This window comes from Streptococcus macedonicus ACA-DC 198 (assembly GCA_000283635.1).
Lineage (GTDB): Bacteria > Bacillota > Bacilli > Lactobacillales > Streptococcaceae > Streptococcus > Streptococcus macedonicus.
The window spans coordinates 1,461,616-1,478,796 of sequence record HE613569.1 but is presented as its reverse complement, the minus strand read 5'-3'; the positions used below and the strand labels follow the sequence as shown (position 1 = coordinate 1,478,796).

Here is a 17,181-nt window from a genome sequence, read left to right as displayed (position 1 = left end):
ATATCTCAGAAGGGCATTTTTTAATCAATAAAATTAGTAATGGCTGAAATGATTTGGTTTTCTTGTTCTGTTTGGGAAATGGTTGCTTTACCGTCTTTGGTTTGTTTGCCGTAATCACCAAAACCACTGTGATTACCACCGACGATAGTCAAGTATTCGGTATCGCCAGGGAGGCGTTTTTTAGCTTTTTCGTAATTGTCCCAGTGTAGCACCTTATCATTGCTAGTAGTGATTGATAGGACTTTTAAATCACTATCTGATAAGTCAGTTTTTTCGGATGGGTAGCTCGCAAGTAGAATAAGCCCAGAAATGGCTTGAGAATCAGAATCAGCGGTATTTAAGCAGGCAACAACGCCACCTAGTGAATGTCCAGCTAGGTAAACATTGGAGAGATTGTTTTTCGCAATCACTTTTAAGGCTTTGTTGCTTGATAAAACTGGCAGATTCAAAGGCGTTTTTAAGAGATAAACGTCAAAACCTTCTTGCGCTAAGTTTTTTGCCAAATTTGCGTAGGCTGTTTCCTCGACGAGAGCGCCTTGGTAAAAAACAATACTAGCTTTAGCGGTGCCAGAACTTTGAAAAAACAGATAATCTTTTGTACTTTCGGCAGTTTTAGCAGCTGTCTGTGCTTCTGAACTTGCTTGGTAAGTTTTTTGATGAAGTACCACTCCACTAATGGCAATTAGAGTAGCAATAATCAGAAGGAAACTTAAAGTAAATTTCTTGATTTTTTTCATGGCTAGCTAAAATATGGGTTAAAATTCTTCTCGTGGGCAATAGTCGTTTCACGACCGTGCCCAGGGTAAACCATGAAATGATTTGGCAAGCTGAAAAGTTCGGTTTTTATACTATTTAGTAATTGTTCAGAATTTCCCGTTGGCAAATCTGTACGTCCGATTGTTTCACGAAAAAGAGCATCGCCAGTTAAAACCAATTCGTCATCTGGAAATACTAAGGAAACACTACCGCAGGAATGTCCAGGCGTTTGACGAACATGAAAACGAAAATCAGCGATTTGATAATCGTCATCATACTGATAATGATGTTCGGCAGGCGCTAAGACAACATCTGGCAAATCCGCATGGCGCTCCAGACCTGACAAATTATCTTTCGGCGAATAAAGCCAAGACGCTTCTTTATCAGAAATGTAAACAGGTGGGTGTCCAAAAGCGTCACGAATGACATCAAGCCCCATAATATGGTCGTAATGAGCATGTGTGATTAAAATTGCCACAACTGGTTTATCAAATGAGGCAATCTTTTCTTGAATATGGTCAACATCACTACCTGGATCAACAACAATAATGCCTTGGTCATTGACCAATAAATAAGCATTTTCACGTGCAACGTGATTTAATAATCTAAAAATCTTCATAAAAAAAGTGTATCAAAAATTTGGCTAAAAGTCATATTTGTGAAATGCGACAATGAGTTGATACCAATAATCACTTTCTCTAGCAAGGAGAAGAAAGCAGTGGTTTGGACGTTAACAATCTGAGAATTGATTATTGAAGGTCGCTGCCAAGAAATATTAAACCAGCGATTACCAACTTTAGTCAACTTAGAGTTTCCCATGCACAATTGATTAGGAACTTTTTGACGCTTACTGTGCAAGCTAGATTTACCACCTCAAACAATTCTTGATTATTTGAGCATTCAATTATTGTTGAGTGGGTTTTTATACGCTGATAAATCAGGTTTTACAACCCTGCTCTCATTTTTAGAACAATTTCCTAGATATGTTCTTAAAATTATGATAAATTAATGAAAAATTGAGAATTGAGAGAATATTATGTCAAGACCAATGAATTTTGTAATGATTTCTCTCCATTTTCCTGCTAATTCTGAAACGTTTACTGTGCATTTGCATGAGGCTGGTTTTTATACCTTGGGAATAGCGGATGCTCCATATCATGAATTGTCAGAGGGATTACGTGCCCATTTAACGGAATATTATAGAGATGATAATATGGAAGATTACGACCAAGTTTATCGTGCGGTAGCTTATTTCGCTCATAAATATGGGCGCATTGACCGCATCGAATCGCATAATGAATATTGGTTAGAGTTAGATGCTCAATTGCGCACGGATTTTAATGTTTTTGGCTATAAAACAGATGATATGTTAGCTGTTAAAACTAAACGCCAGATGAAGAAAATTTTTAGTGAGCATGGATTGAAAGTGGCAGCAGGGGATGTTTTTCATTCTGATGACGAAGCACGAGTTTTAGCTGAAAAATTGGGCTTTCCAGTTATTATCAAGCCAAATTCTGGCGTGGGTGCTTCGGATACTTATAAGATAAAATCAAGTGAAGAACTTGAAGTCTTTTTTGGCTATCAAAATTTAAAGGTAGAATACATTATGGAAGAATTATCGATGGTGATATTGTCATTTTTGATGGTCTGACTGACCATGACGTGGATATTGTCTTTTATTCTAGTTTGGAGTATTCAGAAGCGGTTTTGGATACTGTTGAAAAAGACGATGATATGTATTATTATGTACCTCGAACCATTCCAGATGACCTTGTGGCATTAGGGAAAATTTGTGTGGAAGTCTTTCATGTGAAAGAACGTTTTTTTTTCATTTTGAATTTTTCCGTGTCAAGGAAACCAAAGAACTTATAGCGCTTGAAGTCAACTGTCGTCCACCAGGTGGTTTAACAATTAATATGTGGAATTATTCTAACGATTTTGATATTTTCCACGAGTATGCCAATATTGTTAAGGATAATTTATTTGAAGCCGAAATCTTACGACCATATAATGTTGTTTATATTTCTCAAAAAGCAAATCAAACTTATGCTCATAGCATTGATGATATTTGGGCGAATTTTGGAGATAACATCATTTCTATTCAATCTGTTCCAGGAGTGTTTGCTAAGATTATGAGAGAAGAAGGTATTTTGGCACGTACTCAAACGATTGAAGAAATGCGTGAGCTGGCTCAATACGCACAAGCTAAGGCTTAATATTAGAAAAATTTGAAAGGAAGAACCTTAAAAATATCGTTTTAAGAGGTTCAGAAAGATAAAAAGTGCATTTTGAAAGAAGAAACCATTGGTCAGGTGAGCTTGGTAAGGAAATGTTTTTCAATGTTTATGGTCATGCTGGAAAGCCGATTATCGTTTTTCCGTCATCTGGTGGAAGTCAAAATGAGTATGGGGATATTTTGGCATGATTGAAGTTTGTCAAAATTTTATTAACCGTGGATTGGTCAGGTTTTACACACCAGATTCTTATGATAATGAGTCTTGGTTTAATACGTGGAAAACTGGTCATGATAAAGCACTCGTTCACGAAGGTTATGACCGTTATATTGTGAATGAATTGGTACCGCTGATACGCTACGAGTCAAACTGCAAGGTGGAATGCTAGCGACTGGTTGTTCAATGGGGGCTTTTCATGCGGTTAATTTTGCCCTTCGTCACCCTGATTTGTTTGATGTAGCTGTTGCTCTTTCGGGTGTTTATGACGCTCGCTTTTTTACGGGTGATTATAATGGCGACCTTGCTGTTTATTACAATTCACCAATTGACTATCTTTGGAATCAAGAAGATGATTGGTTTTTAGACCATTATCGTCATAATCGTTTTACTGTGGCTGTTGGTCAAGGTGCTTGGGAAGAACCCCACATTTTGGATACCAAGCGTTTGGAGAAAGTTTTTGCAGCTAAGCCTATCCCTGCTTGATTTGATTTCTGGGGGAAAGACGTTGCCCATGACTGGGAATGGTGGCGTGTGCAAATGCCGTATTTTCTCGGAAAATTGGAAGAAGAAAATAGATTATAATACAAAATAAGAAGCTGAGAGTAAAAATCTCAGCTTTATTTGTTTATGCCATTATAGGAATTTAGAGTTTTATAAATTATGTGCTAATTAAAGCAAAATTGTAGAAATTCGGCAAAATGGTCAGCCCAATATTTTTCATGATGAATTTCATTTGCCATAATGCGTAATTGTACATTTTCCATTGGAAGTCCTGTACGTAGTAGGAATTGGTAGTAGTGTAAACTACAATCAATATAAGCCTGGTTCATATTTGGGGCGTATTGTTCATCAACGTCGTCCCCTTCTTTTGTTCCAACTTGAATATAGACTTTACTGTCAGAATGCAGTGGATGAGAGTCACAAAAACATAAAAAGTCACGCTCACTACACCAAGAAGCGTATTTTGACGGTCTGTCTTGGTACGATAATTTTTATCAATAAAAGGTTTTACGGTATTTACCACCCAATCACTGTAAGTCATTCCGTCTCCGCCAGCAGGAGCTGTTTCAGGAGTTGTTCCAACATCAGTTATCCAATGAGCGTATTCATTAAGACGATTATCTTGAGCGTTATCAATTCCCACGACAATCAATTTCGGCAACTCTTTGTGATTTTTGATAGTAGGGATAAATTTCCATGAATAGCCTGAGAATGATTCCTTACTATAAAAAATATTTTGCCTATTCTTCTTTATCGTAATCTTTTGGAAGAAGAACACGAATGCATCCCTCTTCGTCATAATAAGGAACGTACAGGCTGTGTTCGACCATTTCAAGGTAATAGTTGTTTAATTTTGTCTTTCTCACCATAAGCACCTAGCTTCTGAAAGTTTATAAAGTCATTATAACATAGAACATTTTTGAGCCAAGATAAAGCTAGTTTAAATCCGTTACGCAAGTAGCAGCCAAGTGTGGTATAATCTATGTGTTATGATGCAAGTAAATTCTCAAAAATATGCTATTGTGGATTTGGAGGCAACGGGTGCCCATGCAATGGCAGAAATTATTCAAGTTGGGATTGTGATTATTGAAAACGATGAAATCGTCAAGACCTATCAAACGGATGTCAATCCCCACGAGGCTTTATCTGAACATATTATTAATTTGACTGGTATTACAGATGAGCAATTAGCAAAAGCGCCAGATTTTTCACAAGTTGCGCAGGAGATTTTTAGCCTAATTGAGGATTGTGTTTTTGTGGCTCACAATGTCAAATTTGATGCCAATCTGTTAGCAGAACAATTATTCATGGAAGGCTATGAATTACGAACACCTCGCGTTGATACGGTTGAATTGGCGCAGGTTTTTTATCCAACTTTTGAGAAATACAGTTTGGGAAATTTGGCTGATGCTTTAGCTTTAGATTTGGCAGATGCTCACACGGCAATTTCAGATGCCTATGCGACTGCGCAGCTATTTTTAAAATTGAAAGCAAAAATGAAAAGACTGCCCAAGGAAGTCTTGGAAAGCCTTTTGCCTTTAGCTGATAACCTTTTGTTTGAAACAGGGATGTTAATTGAGGAAAGCTTCAAACAGGCTAAGATTTTATCGCCAAAAGATTTTCAAGAAGTTGGTGGCTTAGTGCTACGACAACCAAAAACGATTGGTGAAGCGCGTCAATTATCAGAAGCATTTGATGTCAATTTGGCGCTTCTGGGATTGGATGCGCGTGAAAAGCAAAGTCAGTTTGCACAGTTGGTTAAAGATGATTTTCAATCGTCACAGGTCTCATTTTTAGAAGCGCAAGCAGGACTTGGAAAAACCTATGGTTATCTTTTACCTTTGCTCCAGTTGGCTCAAGATGAGCAGGTCATTGTTTCCGTACCAACTAAGGTTCTTCAAGACCAAATCATGGCAAATGAAGTCAGAAAGATTCAAGACGTTTTTCACATACCGTGTCAATCGATTAAAGGTCCTGGTAACTATATTAAATTAGATGCCTTCGCGGATAGTTTGCGACGTGAAGGAGATAATCGTTTGGTAAATCGTTATAAAATGCAGCTTTTGGTTTGGCTGACTGAAACGGAAACTGGCGATTTAGATGAAATCAAACAAAAACAGCGCTTTGAAGCTTATTTTGACCAGCTTAAACATGATGGAAATTTAAGTGAAAAATCCCTTTATAAGGATGTTGATTTTTGGAATCGTACTTATGAAAATGCGAAACATAGCAAACTATTGATTATTAATCATGCTTATTTTTTGGAACGTGTGCAAGATGATAAGGCGTTTGCGGCTAAGAAAGTGCTTGTTTTTGATGAAGCCCAAAAATTGATTTTAAATTTGGAGCAATTTTCACGTCGTCGTGTTAACGTAACGCAATTGGTGCAAAAACTTGAAAAGCACTTAGATGCAGCTTTACCGATATTGGAGAAACGATTGATAGAAAGTCTTTCTTTCCAATTGAGCCATTTGTCAACACGTTTTTACCAAAATCAAGAAGTCTATGTGACAACAGAGGACGCTCGTCGTTTAGAACAAACAACTAATGAATTGCTGGCTTTCAATTCTGATTGGCGATATATTTGTTTGGAGGATTTGTTAGCCTTATTTGCGCAGCCTTTTACTGATTTTTGGTTTGAGACAATTGTTGAAAATGAAAAACGTCAAACTTACCTAAATGCTAGTAGTGAAGAATTGTTGAATTTTCAAGAATTTCTACCCGAAACACGCAAGACTTATATGATTTCGGCAACCTTGCATATCAGTCCGCAGGTTAGTTTAGCTGATTTGCTAGGCTTTGAACACTATCATTTTATGAGCATTGCGCATGATAAGCAGAATGCCCAACATATTTGGATTGATGAGGAAATGCCAAATGTCGCTGATATTTCTGAGGAAGAATATGCTTCAGCCATTGCGGAACGTATTTATCAGTTGAAACAATTGGATGAGCCGATTTTAGTGTTATTTAATGCTAAGAAAACAATGCTTGATGTTTCTGATTTGCTAGATGATATGGCACTTCATCATTTGACGCAGGAGAAAAATGGCACGGCTTATAATGTCAAACGCCGTTTTGAACGTGGTGAAAGTCGTATTTTGCTTGGAACAGGCGCTTTCTGGGAAGGTGTAGATTTTGTTCAAGCTGATAAAATGATTGAGGTCATCACACGATTGCCATTTGAAAATCCTAAGGATTTATTTGTGCAAAAAATCAGCAATCATTTGCTAGCGCAAGCCAAATCACCGTTTTATGATTACTCATTACCATTAGCAATCTTGAAATTAAAACAAGCGATTGGACGTACGATGAGACGTGACAATCAACGCTCAGCTGTGCTCATTTTAGACAATCGGATATTGACAAAATCATACGGAAAAATAATAAATGATGCTTTGGCAGAAGAATTTTACCTTTCTTCTCAAAAATTTTCAAAGAGTCTAACAGAAATAAAGAATTTTTTGCTATAATAAAGGGGATAATCTAAAAGGGAGAAGTAAATGAAAAAAATAACACCAGTAAAACAGTATTTACTTGGTTTTAGCTTGATTTTCTTAGTTCTCTTGATTTCTGTGGTGACAGTTTTGTATCTATCAGTGAAACCAAGACTGGACGCAGAAAAATTGGCTACCCAAGTTGCCGTTGAAAAAGCTGATTTGACAGACACATCTTCAGTTGACCTTTATAATGGTTCAGAGACGTATTATAGCATTTATGGGACAACATCATCTGGAGAGCAAAAGATTGTGTCTGTTGGCGGGGACAATGGTGAAGTTTATGTCTATTCTGTAAATGATGGTATTAATCGTAAAGAAGCTAAGCAAGTTGCAACAGCAAACGGAGCGACTGGTATTTCTAAGGTTGTTTATGGTATTTATGACGAAACGCCTATTTGGGAAGTAACAGCTACTAATGGTTATTATCTTGTGAATTTTGAAACAAGTGAGCTCGTGAAGAAGGAGGGCATATGACAAACTTATCAAATCGCGTGTTGAACATGGAAGAAAGTGTGACACTAGCAGCAAGTGCGCGTGCTAAAGCCTTAAAAGCAGAAGGTCGTGATATTTTATCACTTACTTTGGGAGAACCTGATTTTGTAACTCCTAAAAATATTCAAGATGTGGCTATTGAGGCAATTCAAAATGGTAAAGCAAGCTTTTACACAGTTGCTTCAGGACTACCTGAATTAAAAGATGCTATTAATAGCTATATTGAAAAATTCTATGGCTATTCAATCAACCGTAATCAAGTGGTTGTGGCAACAGGTGCAAAATTTATCCTTTATACTTTCTTTACAACTGTTCTTAATCCAGGCGATGAAGTCATTATCCCAACACCGTGCTGGGTGTCTTATGTTGACCAAATCAAAATGGTTGATGGTGTGCCAGTAACTGTTGCGACAACTGAAAGCAATCATTTCAAAGCGACCGTTGAACAACTTGAAGCAGCTCGTACAGAAAAAACAAAAGTTCTCTTGTTAAATTCGCCATCTAATCCAACAGGTATGATTTACACACGTGATGAATTGGAAGCTATCGGAAATTGGGCAGTAGAACACAACATTCTAATTCTTGCTGACGATATTTATGGACGTTTGGTTTATAACGGTAATGAGTTTATACCAATCTCAAGTATTTCAGAAGCTATCAGAAAACAAACTGTTGTGGTTAATGGTGTTTCAAAAACTTATGCCATGACAGGTTGGCGTGTCGGTTTTGCGGTTGCTGAAGAAAAAATTATTTCAGGAATGGCAAAAGTTATTAGCCAAACAACCTCAAATTTGACAGCCGTTTCTCAATATGCAGCCATTGAAGCTCTTACTGGTCCACAAGATTCTATTGAGACAATGCGCCAAGCTTTCGAAGGACGCCTTAATACTATCTATCCATTGCTTAATGAAGTTCCTGGATTTGAAGTGATTAAACCACAAGGGGCATTCTACCTTTTCCCTAACGTGAAAAAAGCGATGGAAATGAAAGGCTATACAGATGTCACAGCATTTACGACAGCTATTCTTGAAGAAGTAGGTGTTGCTCTTGTCACTGGTGCAGGTTTTGGTGCTCCTGAAAATGTTCGTTTGAGCTATGCCACTGACTTAGACACTTTGAAAGACGCTGTTAATCGTTTGAAAGCCTTTATGGAAAAATAAGCTATGTCTAAAAGACGAAAAATCATTATTGTATTAGTCGCCTTTTTAGGAATTGTATTAGTCGGATTGGGAATTCATTTCAAACCAAGCTCTCCCAAGCTAACAGAACTTGGAGATTATCGTGTTAGTACAGATGAAAAGACCTTTGAAATTGATTTGGCTAGCAACAGCAGCACGGGATATTCTTGGGTAGCTAGTGATGTTAATAGCGAAGCTATTGCTTTAGAAGGTGTAACTTATCACACTTATCCAAGTAAATCAGATACCGTAGGTTCTGGCGGTTATAGTCAATTGACAGGAAAGGTGATAAAATCTGGAAAGCAATCTTTCAAGTTAACTTATTGTCAAGACTGGGACGGCGGTGAAAAAGAAATGACCTACCAAGTCACAATCAATAGCACAAAAAATAAAATAAGTAAGATTAAACTGACAGAAGTGTCAGAGTAATAGTTGAAAAGAGGAAATATGTCTAAAGATTACGTATCTATTATTGATGTTAAAGACCATGTTGGTGAAGAAGTCAAAATTGGTGCTTGGGTTGCCAACAAATCAGGAAAAGGGAAAATTGCCTTCCTACAACTTCGTGACGGAACAGCATTCTTCCAAGCTGTTGCTTTCAAACCAAACTTCATCGAAAAATTTGGTGAAGAAGAAGGAACTGAAAAATTCAATACTATCAAACACCTTAACCAAGAAACTTCTATCCTTATCACAGGTATTGTCAAAGAAGATTCTCGTTCAAAATTTGGTTATGAGCTTGATGTGACAGACCTTGAAATTGTTGGTCATTCAGAAGATTACCCAATCACTCCAAAAGAACATGGTACAGATTTCCTAATGGATCACCGTCACTTGTGGTTGCGTTCACGCAAACAAATGGCTATCATGCAAGTTCGTAATGCAATTATCTATGCAACTTATGAATTCTTTGATAAAAATGGCTTCATCAAATTTGATAGCCCAATCTTGTCTGGAAATGCTGCTGAAGATTCAACAGAATTGTTTGAAACAGACTACTTTGGTACACCTGCTTACTTGAGCCAATCAGGTCAATTATACCTGGAAGCTGGTGCTATGGCGCTTGGTCGTGTCTTTGACTTCGGTCCTGTTTTCCGTGCTGAAAAATCAAAAACTCGCCGTCACTTGACTGAGTTCTGGATGATGGATGCTGAATATTCATTCCTTTCACACGAAGAATCTCTTGATCTTCAAGAAGCTTATGTTAAAGCTCTTATCCAAGGTGTTCTTGACCGTGCTCCACAAGCCCTTGAAATCTTGGAACGTGACGTTGATTTGCTTAAAAAATACATTGCAGAACCATTCAAACGTGTTTCTTACGATGATGCTATCTCGCTTCTTCAAGAACATGAAAATGACGAAGATGCTGATTACGAACACCTAGAACACGGTGATGACTTCGGTTCACCACATGAAACTTGGATTTCAAACTATTTTGGTGTTCCAACATTCGTTATCAACTATCCGGCAAGCTTCAAAGCCTTCTACATGAAACCAGTTCCTGGTAACCCAGAACGCGTTTTGTGTGCTGATCTTCTTGCACCAGAAGGTTACGGTGAAATCATTGGTGGTTCAGTACGTGAAGATGATTACGATGCTCTTGTGGCTAAAATGGATGCCCTTGAAATGGATAAATCAGAATACGAATTCTACCTTGACCTTCGTAAATATGGTTCAGTACCACATGCTGGATTTGGTATCGGTATCGAACGTATGGTAACATTCGTGGCTGGAACAAAACACATCCGTGAAGCCATTCCATTCCCACGTATGCTAAACCGTATTAAACCTTAGTATATATTAAAAGGACGCTAACTGAATCGCACCCCAAAAGTTGGACAGAAAAAATCGGCTCATTGTCAACTGTAGTGGGTGACTTATCACTAACATCTAGAGAGAATCAGATTGGTTCTCTCTATTTTGATGTTCAAAGCGATAACTTTTTTTCTGACTTAGAATGATTTTATATGGCATTTTTTATGTGGATTCTACAAAATAATTTCTCAAAACTTGGGCAACACGAAGCAACTGTTTTAATCACTTGTAAGAAACTTTAATAAGGGTTAGATTACAAAATCCAGCTGAATTCAGCTGGTGTTTTTATACAGAGTAATCAAAAAAATTCCCAAAACTCCTTATCAAAGATGCAATAATGTGTTAAAATAGTGGCTAAAAAATTTATTAAGGAGGCTAACTTGGATAAAACAACATTAAAGGATTTAGCAAAAGCAGAATTACATTGTCATTTGGATGGTTCTATCTCGCTGGAGGTCATTCGTCAATTGGCAGAAATGGCAAATATAACAGTGCCAGAATCAGATAAAGAGCTGAAACAATTGGTGGTTGCGCCAGAAAATGCAGAATCTTTAATGGATTATCTCAAAACTTTTGATTTTGTTCGTCCACTTTTACAGACCAAAGAAGCGCTACATTTGGCAGCTTATGACGTTGCAAGACAAGCAGCACAAGAAAATGTGATTTATACTGAAATTCGTTTTGCGCCTGAATTGTCAATGGATGAGGACTTGAGTGCTTCTGAGACGGTAGAAGCAGTGCTTGCTGGGCTCAAGCAAGCTGAAGAAGAATTTGGCATTGTCGCTAAAGTGCTCGTCTGTGGCATGAAGCAGTCGCCAAAAGAAGTGACGCGAGATATTTTTGAACATGTTGTTGAGTTAGCTGAAAAAGGTTTGGTTGGTTTTGACTTTGCGGGAAATGAATTGGACTTTCCACCTGCTCAATTGGCCGATTTGATTAAAGAAATACAAGCGCTAGGACTTCCAATGACTTTTCATGCTGGAGAATGTGGCTGTGCGCATTATATTGCAGACTCTATCGCCCTTGATATTAAGCGCATCGGGCATAGTACAGCTATTTACAATCAGCCTGAATTAATTCAAGAGTTCATCGAAAAGGGTGTTACAGCAGAGCTATGTTTAACAAGTAATTTACAGACAAAAGCCGCTAAATCATTGGATGAATTTCCATTTCTAGCTTTAAAAAATGCTGGCGCTAAAATTACGATTAATACGGATAACCGAACAGTTTCTGATACCAATTTAACCAAAGAATATGCTCTTTTTTTCAAACATTTTGGGGTAAGCGTAGCTGATTTTCTAGCCTTTAATAAAAATGCTATCCAGGCTTCTTTCACAAATGAAGCCCAAAAAGCTGAATTGTTATCAAAAATAGACAATTTATATGAAACATTTCTGTAAAAATATGCTACAATAGTGGTAATTTATGTTTGGAGGAAACTATGGCTTTAGTTAAGATTGTCTATGCCAGCATGACAGGAAATACTGAAGAAATTGCTGACATTGTAGGAAATAAATTTGAAGAACTTGGACACACTGTCGAAGTTGACGAATGCACAACCGTTGATGCAGCTGATTTTGAAGATGCTGATGTTGCTATCGTAGCATCATACACTTATGGCGACGGTGACTTGCCAGACGAAATCGTTGATTTCTACGAAGATCTTGCCGACGTTGATTTGTCAGATAAAATCTTTGGTGTTGTTGGTTCTGGTGATACTTTCTACGATTATTTCTGTAAAGCAGTTGATGAATTTGAAGCTCAATTTGCATTAACTGGTGCTACAAAAGGTGCTGATTCTATCAAGGTTGATTTGTCAGCTGATGATGAAGATATTCAAAAATTGGAAGCTTTTGCAGAAACAATTTCTGAAAAAGCAAATTAATCAAAAAGAGGTTCAACCTCTTTTTTTGTTGTATAAATGCTGATAAAAGTTATTTTTATGTTAAAAAGCTGTATTTTAATACTTTTTATGTGAAAATCTTTGCCAAAGAAGGTATAATAATTAAAATAGCAAGGCTTTGATATTACTGAATTTTGAAGCGTTTTGCAGCAATTTAAGTAATTTTCTCTCTTTGCAGACTTTGACTGATAAAGAAAGTTTTAGTTGGTCATATAAGGACGAAGTCTTGTTTAGAAATGAGGTTTTATATGGCAAAAAATAGAGAATACGATTACGGTTTTCACGATGATGTCAATCCGACCTATTCCACAGGTAAGGGGTTGACAGAGGAAATCGTACGCAATATATCAAAGGTGAAAATGAGCCTGATTGGATGCTCGAGTATCGCTTAAACAGTTTGGAGCTATTCCATAAACTCCCAATGACTGATTAGGGTCCGGACCTTTCTGGAATTGATTTTGATGATGTCATTTATTTTCAAAAGTTATCCGACCGTCGTGCCAATAACTGGGATGATGTTCCTGACAAAATCAAGCAAACCTTTGAACGTCTTGGAATTCCAGAGGCGGAACGCCAATTTTTGTCAGGTGCAGTAGCACAGTATGAATCTGAAGTGGTTTACCACAATATGAAAGATGAATTCAAAAAGCAAGGCATTATCTTTACAGATACAGACACAGCCTTGCAAGAATACCCTGACCTTTTCAAAAAATATTTTGGGAAAATCGTCTCTAATAGCGAGCATAAATTCGCTGCTTTAAACGGTGCTGTTTGGTCAGGTGGAACCTTTATTTACGTTCCTAAGGGCGTGCAATGTGAAATTCCTGTTCAAACCTATTTCCGCATTAAGGGTGAAAACGCTGGGCAATTTGAACGTAGTTTGATTATCGTAGATGAAGGTGCTTCTATTCAATACATCGAAGGCTGTACTGCGCCAAATTACACAACCAATAGTCTGCATGCGGCAACGGTTGAAATTATCGTTAAACGTGATGCAAGTTTTCGCTACACAACCATTTAAAACTGGTCTGACAATGTCTATAATCTTGTTACTGAACGTGGAACAGTTGAAGAAAACGGTATGTTAGAATGGATTGACGGTAACCTCGGAAGTAAGGTTAACATGAAATACCCATGTTCTATCTTAAATGGACCACACGCCCGAACATCAGTTCTATCTATGGCATTTGCAAATTATGGACAACATCTGGATGCGGGTTGTAAGATATATCACAATGCTCCACATACTTCTTCAACCTTGATTTCTAAATCAGTTGCCAAAGACGGTGGTAAGACAGACTATCGTGGTTCTGTTTATTTTGGCAAAAATAGTGGTGGCTCAAAATCCTACATTGAATGTGATACGATTCTCATGGATGATTTATCAAGTTCAGATACAATTCCATTCAATGAAATTCACAATTCAAATGTGGCTTTGGAACATGAAGCTAAAGTTTCCAAAGTATCTGAGGACCAGTTGTACTACATGATAAGCCGAGGTATTTCAGAAGAAGAAGCAACAGCAATGATTATCAACGGCTTTATGGAGCCAATTACGAAAGAATTGCCAATGGAATACGCTGTTGAATTAAACAGTCTGATTACCATGAGCATGGAAGGTTCAGTTGGTTAATCAAATAAGATGCCTTAATCATTTTAGCTAACATGTTCAAAAAGCCTTCTACACTCATCTTGTCAAGTGAAAAAGTTTTCTTTATAATGGTAGCGGTATGAAAAAATTTAAGTACGGGTACGATGACCTACGCAAGATTTTAATAACGATTGGTGTTATTGCGGTAGTTAGCTATTTTGTGATTTATGTGATCGGGCATTGGGACATTATTGTCACTTTTTTGCAATCACGTTCTCAAGCTGGAATGAAAGTTATTCTGTCGCAATTGCGCTCAAAAACACTCCTCAATTTTGTTATTTTAATTTTGTTAACGGCGGTTACGGCTGCCATTCCATTTATGTCTAATGCTATCTTTGCAATATTTAACGGCGTTGTTTATGGTCCTGGTATCGGATTTTTGATGAACGTTTTTAGCAATATTTTGGGGAATTTTGTTTTTATCAAGATTCTTAAAATGATTGACATCACAGATAGTGAGAAAAGATTGAAAAATCGATTTGCTGGCAATGATGCACTTGAAAATACAGATTTTGGAATTATTTTAGGCTATATGATACCGATTGTGCCAACGATTCTTGTCAATTATCATGTCGCTGAAACCAAGCTTTCTTGGCGTAAATGGCTTCTCTATATAACCATTGGAGTGGCTCCGAGCAGTTTCGTTTATGCGCTTGGTGGTGATGCGGTTGTTGCAGGTAATCTTAAACGTATCATAGTGCTTTTGGTTATTGTTGCTGTTGTTTATTTAGTCGCTACTTATTTGAAGCGAAGAGGTAAAAAGAAAGCATAATATAAAAATGAGCTATTAGTTTAGAAAGGGCATCTTATTGATGAATTTAGATACTATCCGTCAGGAAATTGATCACGTTGATCAGGAGTTGGTCGCTTTATTGGAAAAACGCCTGCAGTTAGTTAATCAAGTTGTTGCTTACAAGAAAGCTACAGGAAAACCTATTTTAGATACTAGCCGTGAAGACGCAGTGCTTCAAAAGGCAGCAAGTCGTGTCGAAGATAGAGCGTTTGAACAAACGATTGTTAACACATTTGCAGATATCATGAAAAATTCACGTGACTACCAAGCAAAACAACTCGATAATGATTTAGATTGAGAGGTGCGAGAAGATGATAAAGAAACTGAATGACAATGAAGATTATTCTTATCTGCTCTTGCTAAAATTAGTGTTAGTTAGCATTGTTATTGGGCTTTTGGTTGGTTTTGTTGATACTGTATTTGGTCGCGTGTTACTTTTTCTTAGCAATTTTCGAACAGAACATTTCAACTATCTTATCCCATTTTTAGGAATTATTGGGCTTTTAATTGTTTTTCTTTATCAAAAGGCAGATGAGCGAGCAAGCAAAGGAATGGGCTTAGTTTTTGCAGTTGGTCAAAGCCAAGAAAAGGAAATTCCGCTTATTTTGGTTCCTCTAGTCACTTTGGCAACATGGTTAACACACCTTTTTGGAGGTAGTGCTGGACGAGAAGGCGTAGCGGTTCAACTAGGGGCGGCGATTGCTCATGGTTTTAGCCGTTTCTTTGATTTTGAAAATAGCTCACGTCTTTTTCTGGTTACTGGTATGGCAGCTGGTTTTGCAGGGCTTTTTCAAACGCCGATAGCAGCGGTTTTCTTTGCTTTAGAGATTCTGGTGCTTGGCAAACTGCAATTACAGGCTCTGCTTCCGATGACTGTCGCTTCTTTTGTAGCAAGTGCGACTTCACACTCATTGGGATTGGAAAAATTTTCTCACCTAGTGAGTGCAGATTTGACACTTGATGTGATGACTTTTTGCAAATTAGCTGTACTAGGCATTATTTTTGGCTTAGTTGGAAATCTTTTTGCAAAATTGTTGGCTATTGCTAAAGAAAAGTCTAAAGATGTCATGGATAATCCTTATTACCGTATCCTATTTGGTGGTATCTTATTAAGTCTGATTTTTTTGATATGCTATCATGGACGTTATTCAGGTTTGGGAACAAATTTGATTGAAGCAAGCTTCGCAGGCAAAGAAATTTATCTCTACGATTGGTTGCTCAAATTGCTTTTAACGGTAGCAACTTTGGCTATCGGTTTTCAAGGTGGCGAAGTGACACCACTCTTTGCGATTGGTGCATCTCTTGGAGTTGTTTTGGCAAATCTTTTTGGCTTGCCTGTTGAATTTGTCGCTGCAGCTGGTTATATCAGCGTATTCGGTAGTGCAACCAATACACTTATAGCCCCTATTTTTATTGGTGGTGAAGTATTTGGCTTTGTTAATTTGCCATATTTTGTTTTGGTCATGATTTTTGCTTACATCGTTAATCGAAAACATTCTATCTACGGCGGACAAGAAGTTCTGACATTTTAAATGATTTATCAGCAGAATCTTGGTGATGACTAAACTCTGATTTTAAAATTAAGTATTTTTTATTAAAAATTCATCAAAAAAGTTGTGAGATATGGCTTTACACCACCAATGTTTTTTGTTAAAATATGAAGAGTGTGTAATGGACACACAAAAATACGGCTAATCCGCTGGGACAAGCACCTAATGATTAGTAAGATAGGAGAAAAAATAATGAATCCATTAATCCAAAGTTTGACTGAAAGTCAATTACGTACTGACATCCCTACATTCCACCCTGGTGATACTGTTCGTGTTTACGCAAAAGTTGTTGAAGGAAGCCGCGAACGTGTCCAAGTTTTCGAAGGTGTGGTTATTTCACGTAAAGGTCAAGGGATCTCAGAAATGTACACAGTTCGTAAAATTTCAAGTGGTATCGGTGTTGAACGTACATTCCCACTTCACACTCCACGCGTAGAAAAAATCGAAGTTGTTCGTCATGGTAAAGTACGTCGTGCTAAACTTTACTACTTGCGTGCATTACAAGGTAAAGCTGCTCGTATTAAAGAAATCCGTCGTTAATTTTGACGATAACTATTCGACGATAAAAATCTGTCCTTGTGACAGATTT

At 37.4% G+C, this 17,181-nt stretch carries 13 protein-coding genes and 4 pseudogenes; 14 read left to right on the top strand and 3 right to left on the bottom strand.

The features are described from left to right. Window positions 1–20: 20 nt before the first annotated feature. Both SMA_RS07340 and SMA_RS07335 read right to left on the bottom strand, forming a co-directional pair. Entirely contained in the window at window positions 21–737 is a 717-nt protein-coding gene (locus SMA_RS07340) for an alpha/beta hydrolase (RefSeq protein WP_014294953.1), read from the bottom strand. Between the two features lie 2 nt (window positions 738–739). Next, window positions 740–1,375, bottom strand: a complete 636-nt coding sequence (locus tag SMA_RS07335; protein ID WP_014294952.1) for an MBL fold metallo-hydrolase — start codon at window positions 1,373–1,375, stop codon at window positions 740–742. A 417-nt stretch (window positions 1,376–1,792) separates the two neighbouring features. On the opposite strand from SMA_RS07335, the pseudogene SMA_RS07325 reads away from it, so the two are divergent. Beyond that, window positions 1,793–2,972: pseudogene (locus SMA_RS07325) on the top strand (ATP-grasp domain-containing protein). 65 nt (window positions 2,973–3,037) lie between these two features. Beyond that, window positions 3,038–3,791, top strand: a pseudogene (locus tag SMA_RS07320) (esterase family protein). A gap of 83 nt (window positions 3,792–3,874) precedes the next feature. Here SMA_RS07320 and SMA_RS07315 read toward each other — a convergent pair. Next, window positions 3,875–4,579: pseudogene (locus SMA_RS07315) on the bottom strand (alpha/beta hydrolase). Between the two features lie 120 nt (window positions 4,580–4,699). Between SMA_RS07315 and SMA_RS07310 the strand changes: the two are divergent. From SMA_RS07310 to rplS, 12 genes and pseudogenes are all read left to right on the top strand, one after another. After that, on the top strand, window positions 4,700–7,183 hold the full coding sequence (locus SMA_RS07310; protein WP_044563088.1) for a bifunctional DnaQ family exonuclease/ATP-dependent helicase: 2,484 nt from the start codon (window positions 4,700–4,702) through the stop codon (window positions 7,181–7,183). Between the two features lie 30 nt (window positions 7,184–7,213). Further along, on the top strand, window positions 7,214–7,684 hold the full coding sequence (locus SMA_RS07305; protein WP_014294949.1) for a cell wall elongation regulator TseB-like domain-containing protein: 471 nt from the start codon (window positions 7,214–7,216) through the stop codon (window positions 7,682–7,684). Beyond that, window positions 7,681–8,862, top strand: coding sequence for a pyridoxal phosphate-dependent aminotransferase (locus SMA_RS07300; RefSeq protein ID WP_014294948.1), 1,182 nt, complete (start codon window positions 7,681–7,683; stop codon window positions 8,860–8,862). The genes SMA_RS07305 and SMA_RS07300 overlap by 4 nt, the downstream gene beginning before the upstream one ends. A gap of 3 nt (window positions 8,863–8,865) precedes the next feature. Further along, window positions 8,866–9,309, top strand: coding sequence for a protease inhibitor I42 family protein (locus SMA_RS07295; RefSeq protein WP_014294947.1), 444 nt, complete (start codon window positions 8,866–8,868; stop codon window positions 9,307–9,309). A gap of 18 nt (window positions 9,310–9,327) precedes the next feature. Next, the gene (asnS, locus tag SMA_RS07290; protein WP_014294946.1) at window positions 9,328–10,674 is read left to right on the top strand and encodes an asparagine--tRNA ligase; all 1,347 of its coding nucleotides are present in this window, start codon (window positions 9,328–9,330) and stop codon (window positions 10,672–10,674) included. Between the two features lie 401 nt (window positions 10,675–11,075). After that, the gene (add, locus tag SMA_RS07285) at window positions 11,076–12,095 is read left to right on the top strand and encodes an adenosine deaminase (protein ID WP_014294945.1); all 1,020 of its coding nucleotides are present in this window, start codon (window positions 11,076–11,078) and stop codon (window positions 12,093–12,095) included. A 41-nt stretch (window positions 12,096–12,136) separates the two neighbouring features. Then, window positions 12,137–12,580, top strand: a complete 444-nt coding sequence (locus tag SMA_RS07280; RefSeq protein WP_014294944.1) for a flavodoxin — start codon at window positions 12,137–12,139, stop codon at window positions 12,578–12,580. 266 nt (window positions 12,581–12,846) lie between these two features. Beyond that, a pseudogene (gene sufB, locus SMA_RS07275) lies at window positions 12,847–14,231 on the top strand (Fe-S cluster assembly protein SufB). A gap of 97 nt (window positions 14,232–14,328) precedes the next feature. Further along, a complete protein-coding gene (locus tag SMA_RS07270) occupies window positions 14,329–15,021 on the top strand; it encodes a VTT domain-containing protein (RefSeq protein WP_014294941.1) in 693 nt (230 codons plus the stop codon). 40 nt (window positions 15,022–15,061) lie between these two features. Next, window positions 15,062–15,340 (top strand): chorismate mutase, encoded by a 279-nt coding sequence (locus SMA_RS07265; protein ID WP_014294940.1) that lies wholly within the window; start codon window positions 15,062–15,064, stop codon window positions 15,338–15,340. A gap of 13 nt (window positions 15,341–15,353) precedes the next feature. Beyond that, the gene (locus tag SMA_RS07260; RefSeq protein WP_014294939.1) at window positions 15,354–16,574 is read left to right on the top strand and encodes a chloride channel protein; all 1,221 of its coding nucleotides are present in this window, start codon (window positions 15,354–15,356) and stop codon (window positions 16,572–16,574) included. Window positions 16,575–16,784: 210 nt separating this feature from the next. Next, window positions 16,785–17,132: a 50S ribosomal protein L19 gene (gene rplS, locus SMA_RS07255; RefSeq protein ID WP_014294938.1), complete on the top strand. Its 348-nt coding sequence runs from the start codon at window positions 16,785–16,787 to the stop codon at window positions 17,130–17,132. Window positions 17,133–17,181 lie beyond the last annotated feature (49 nt).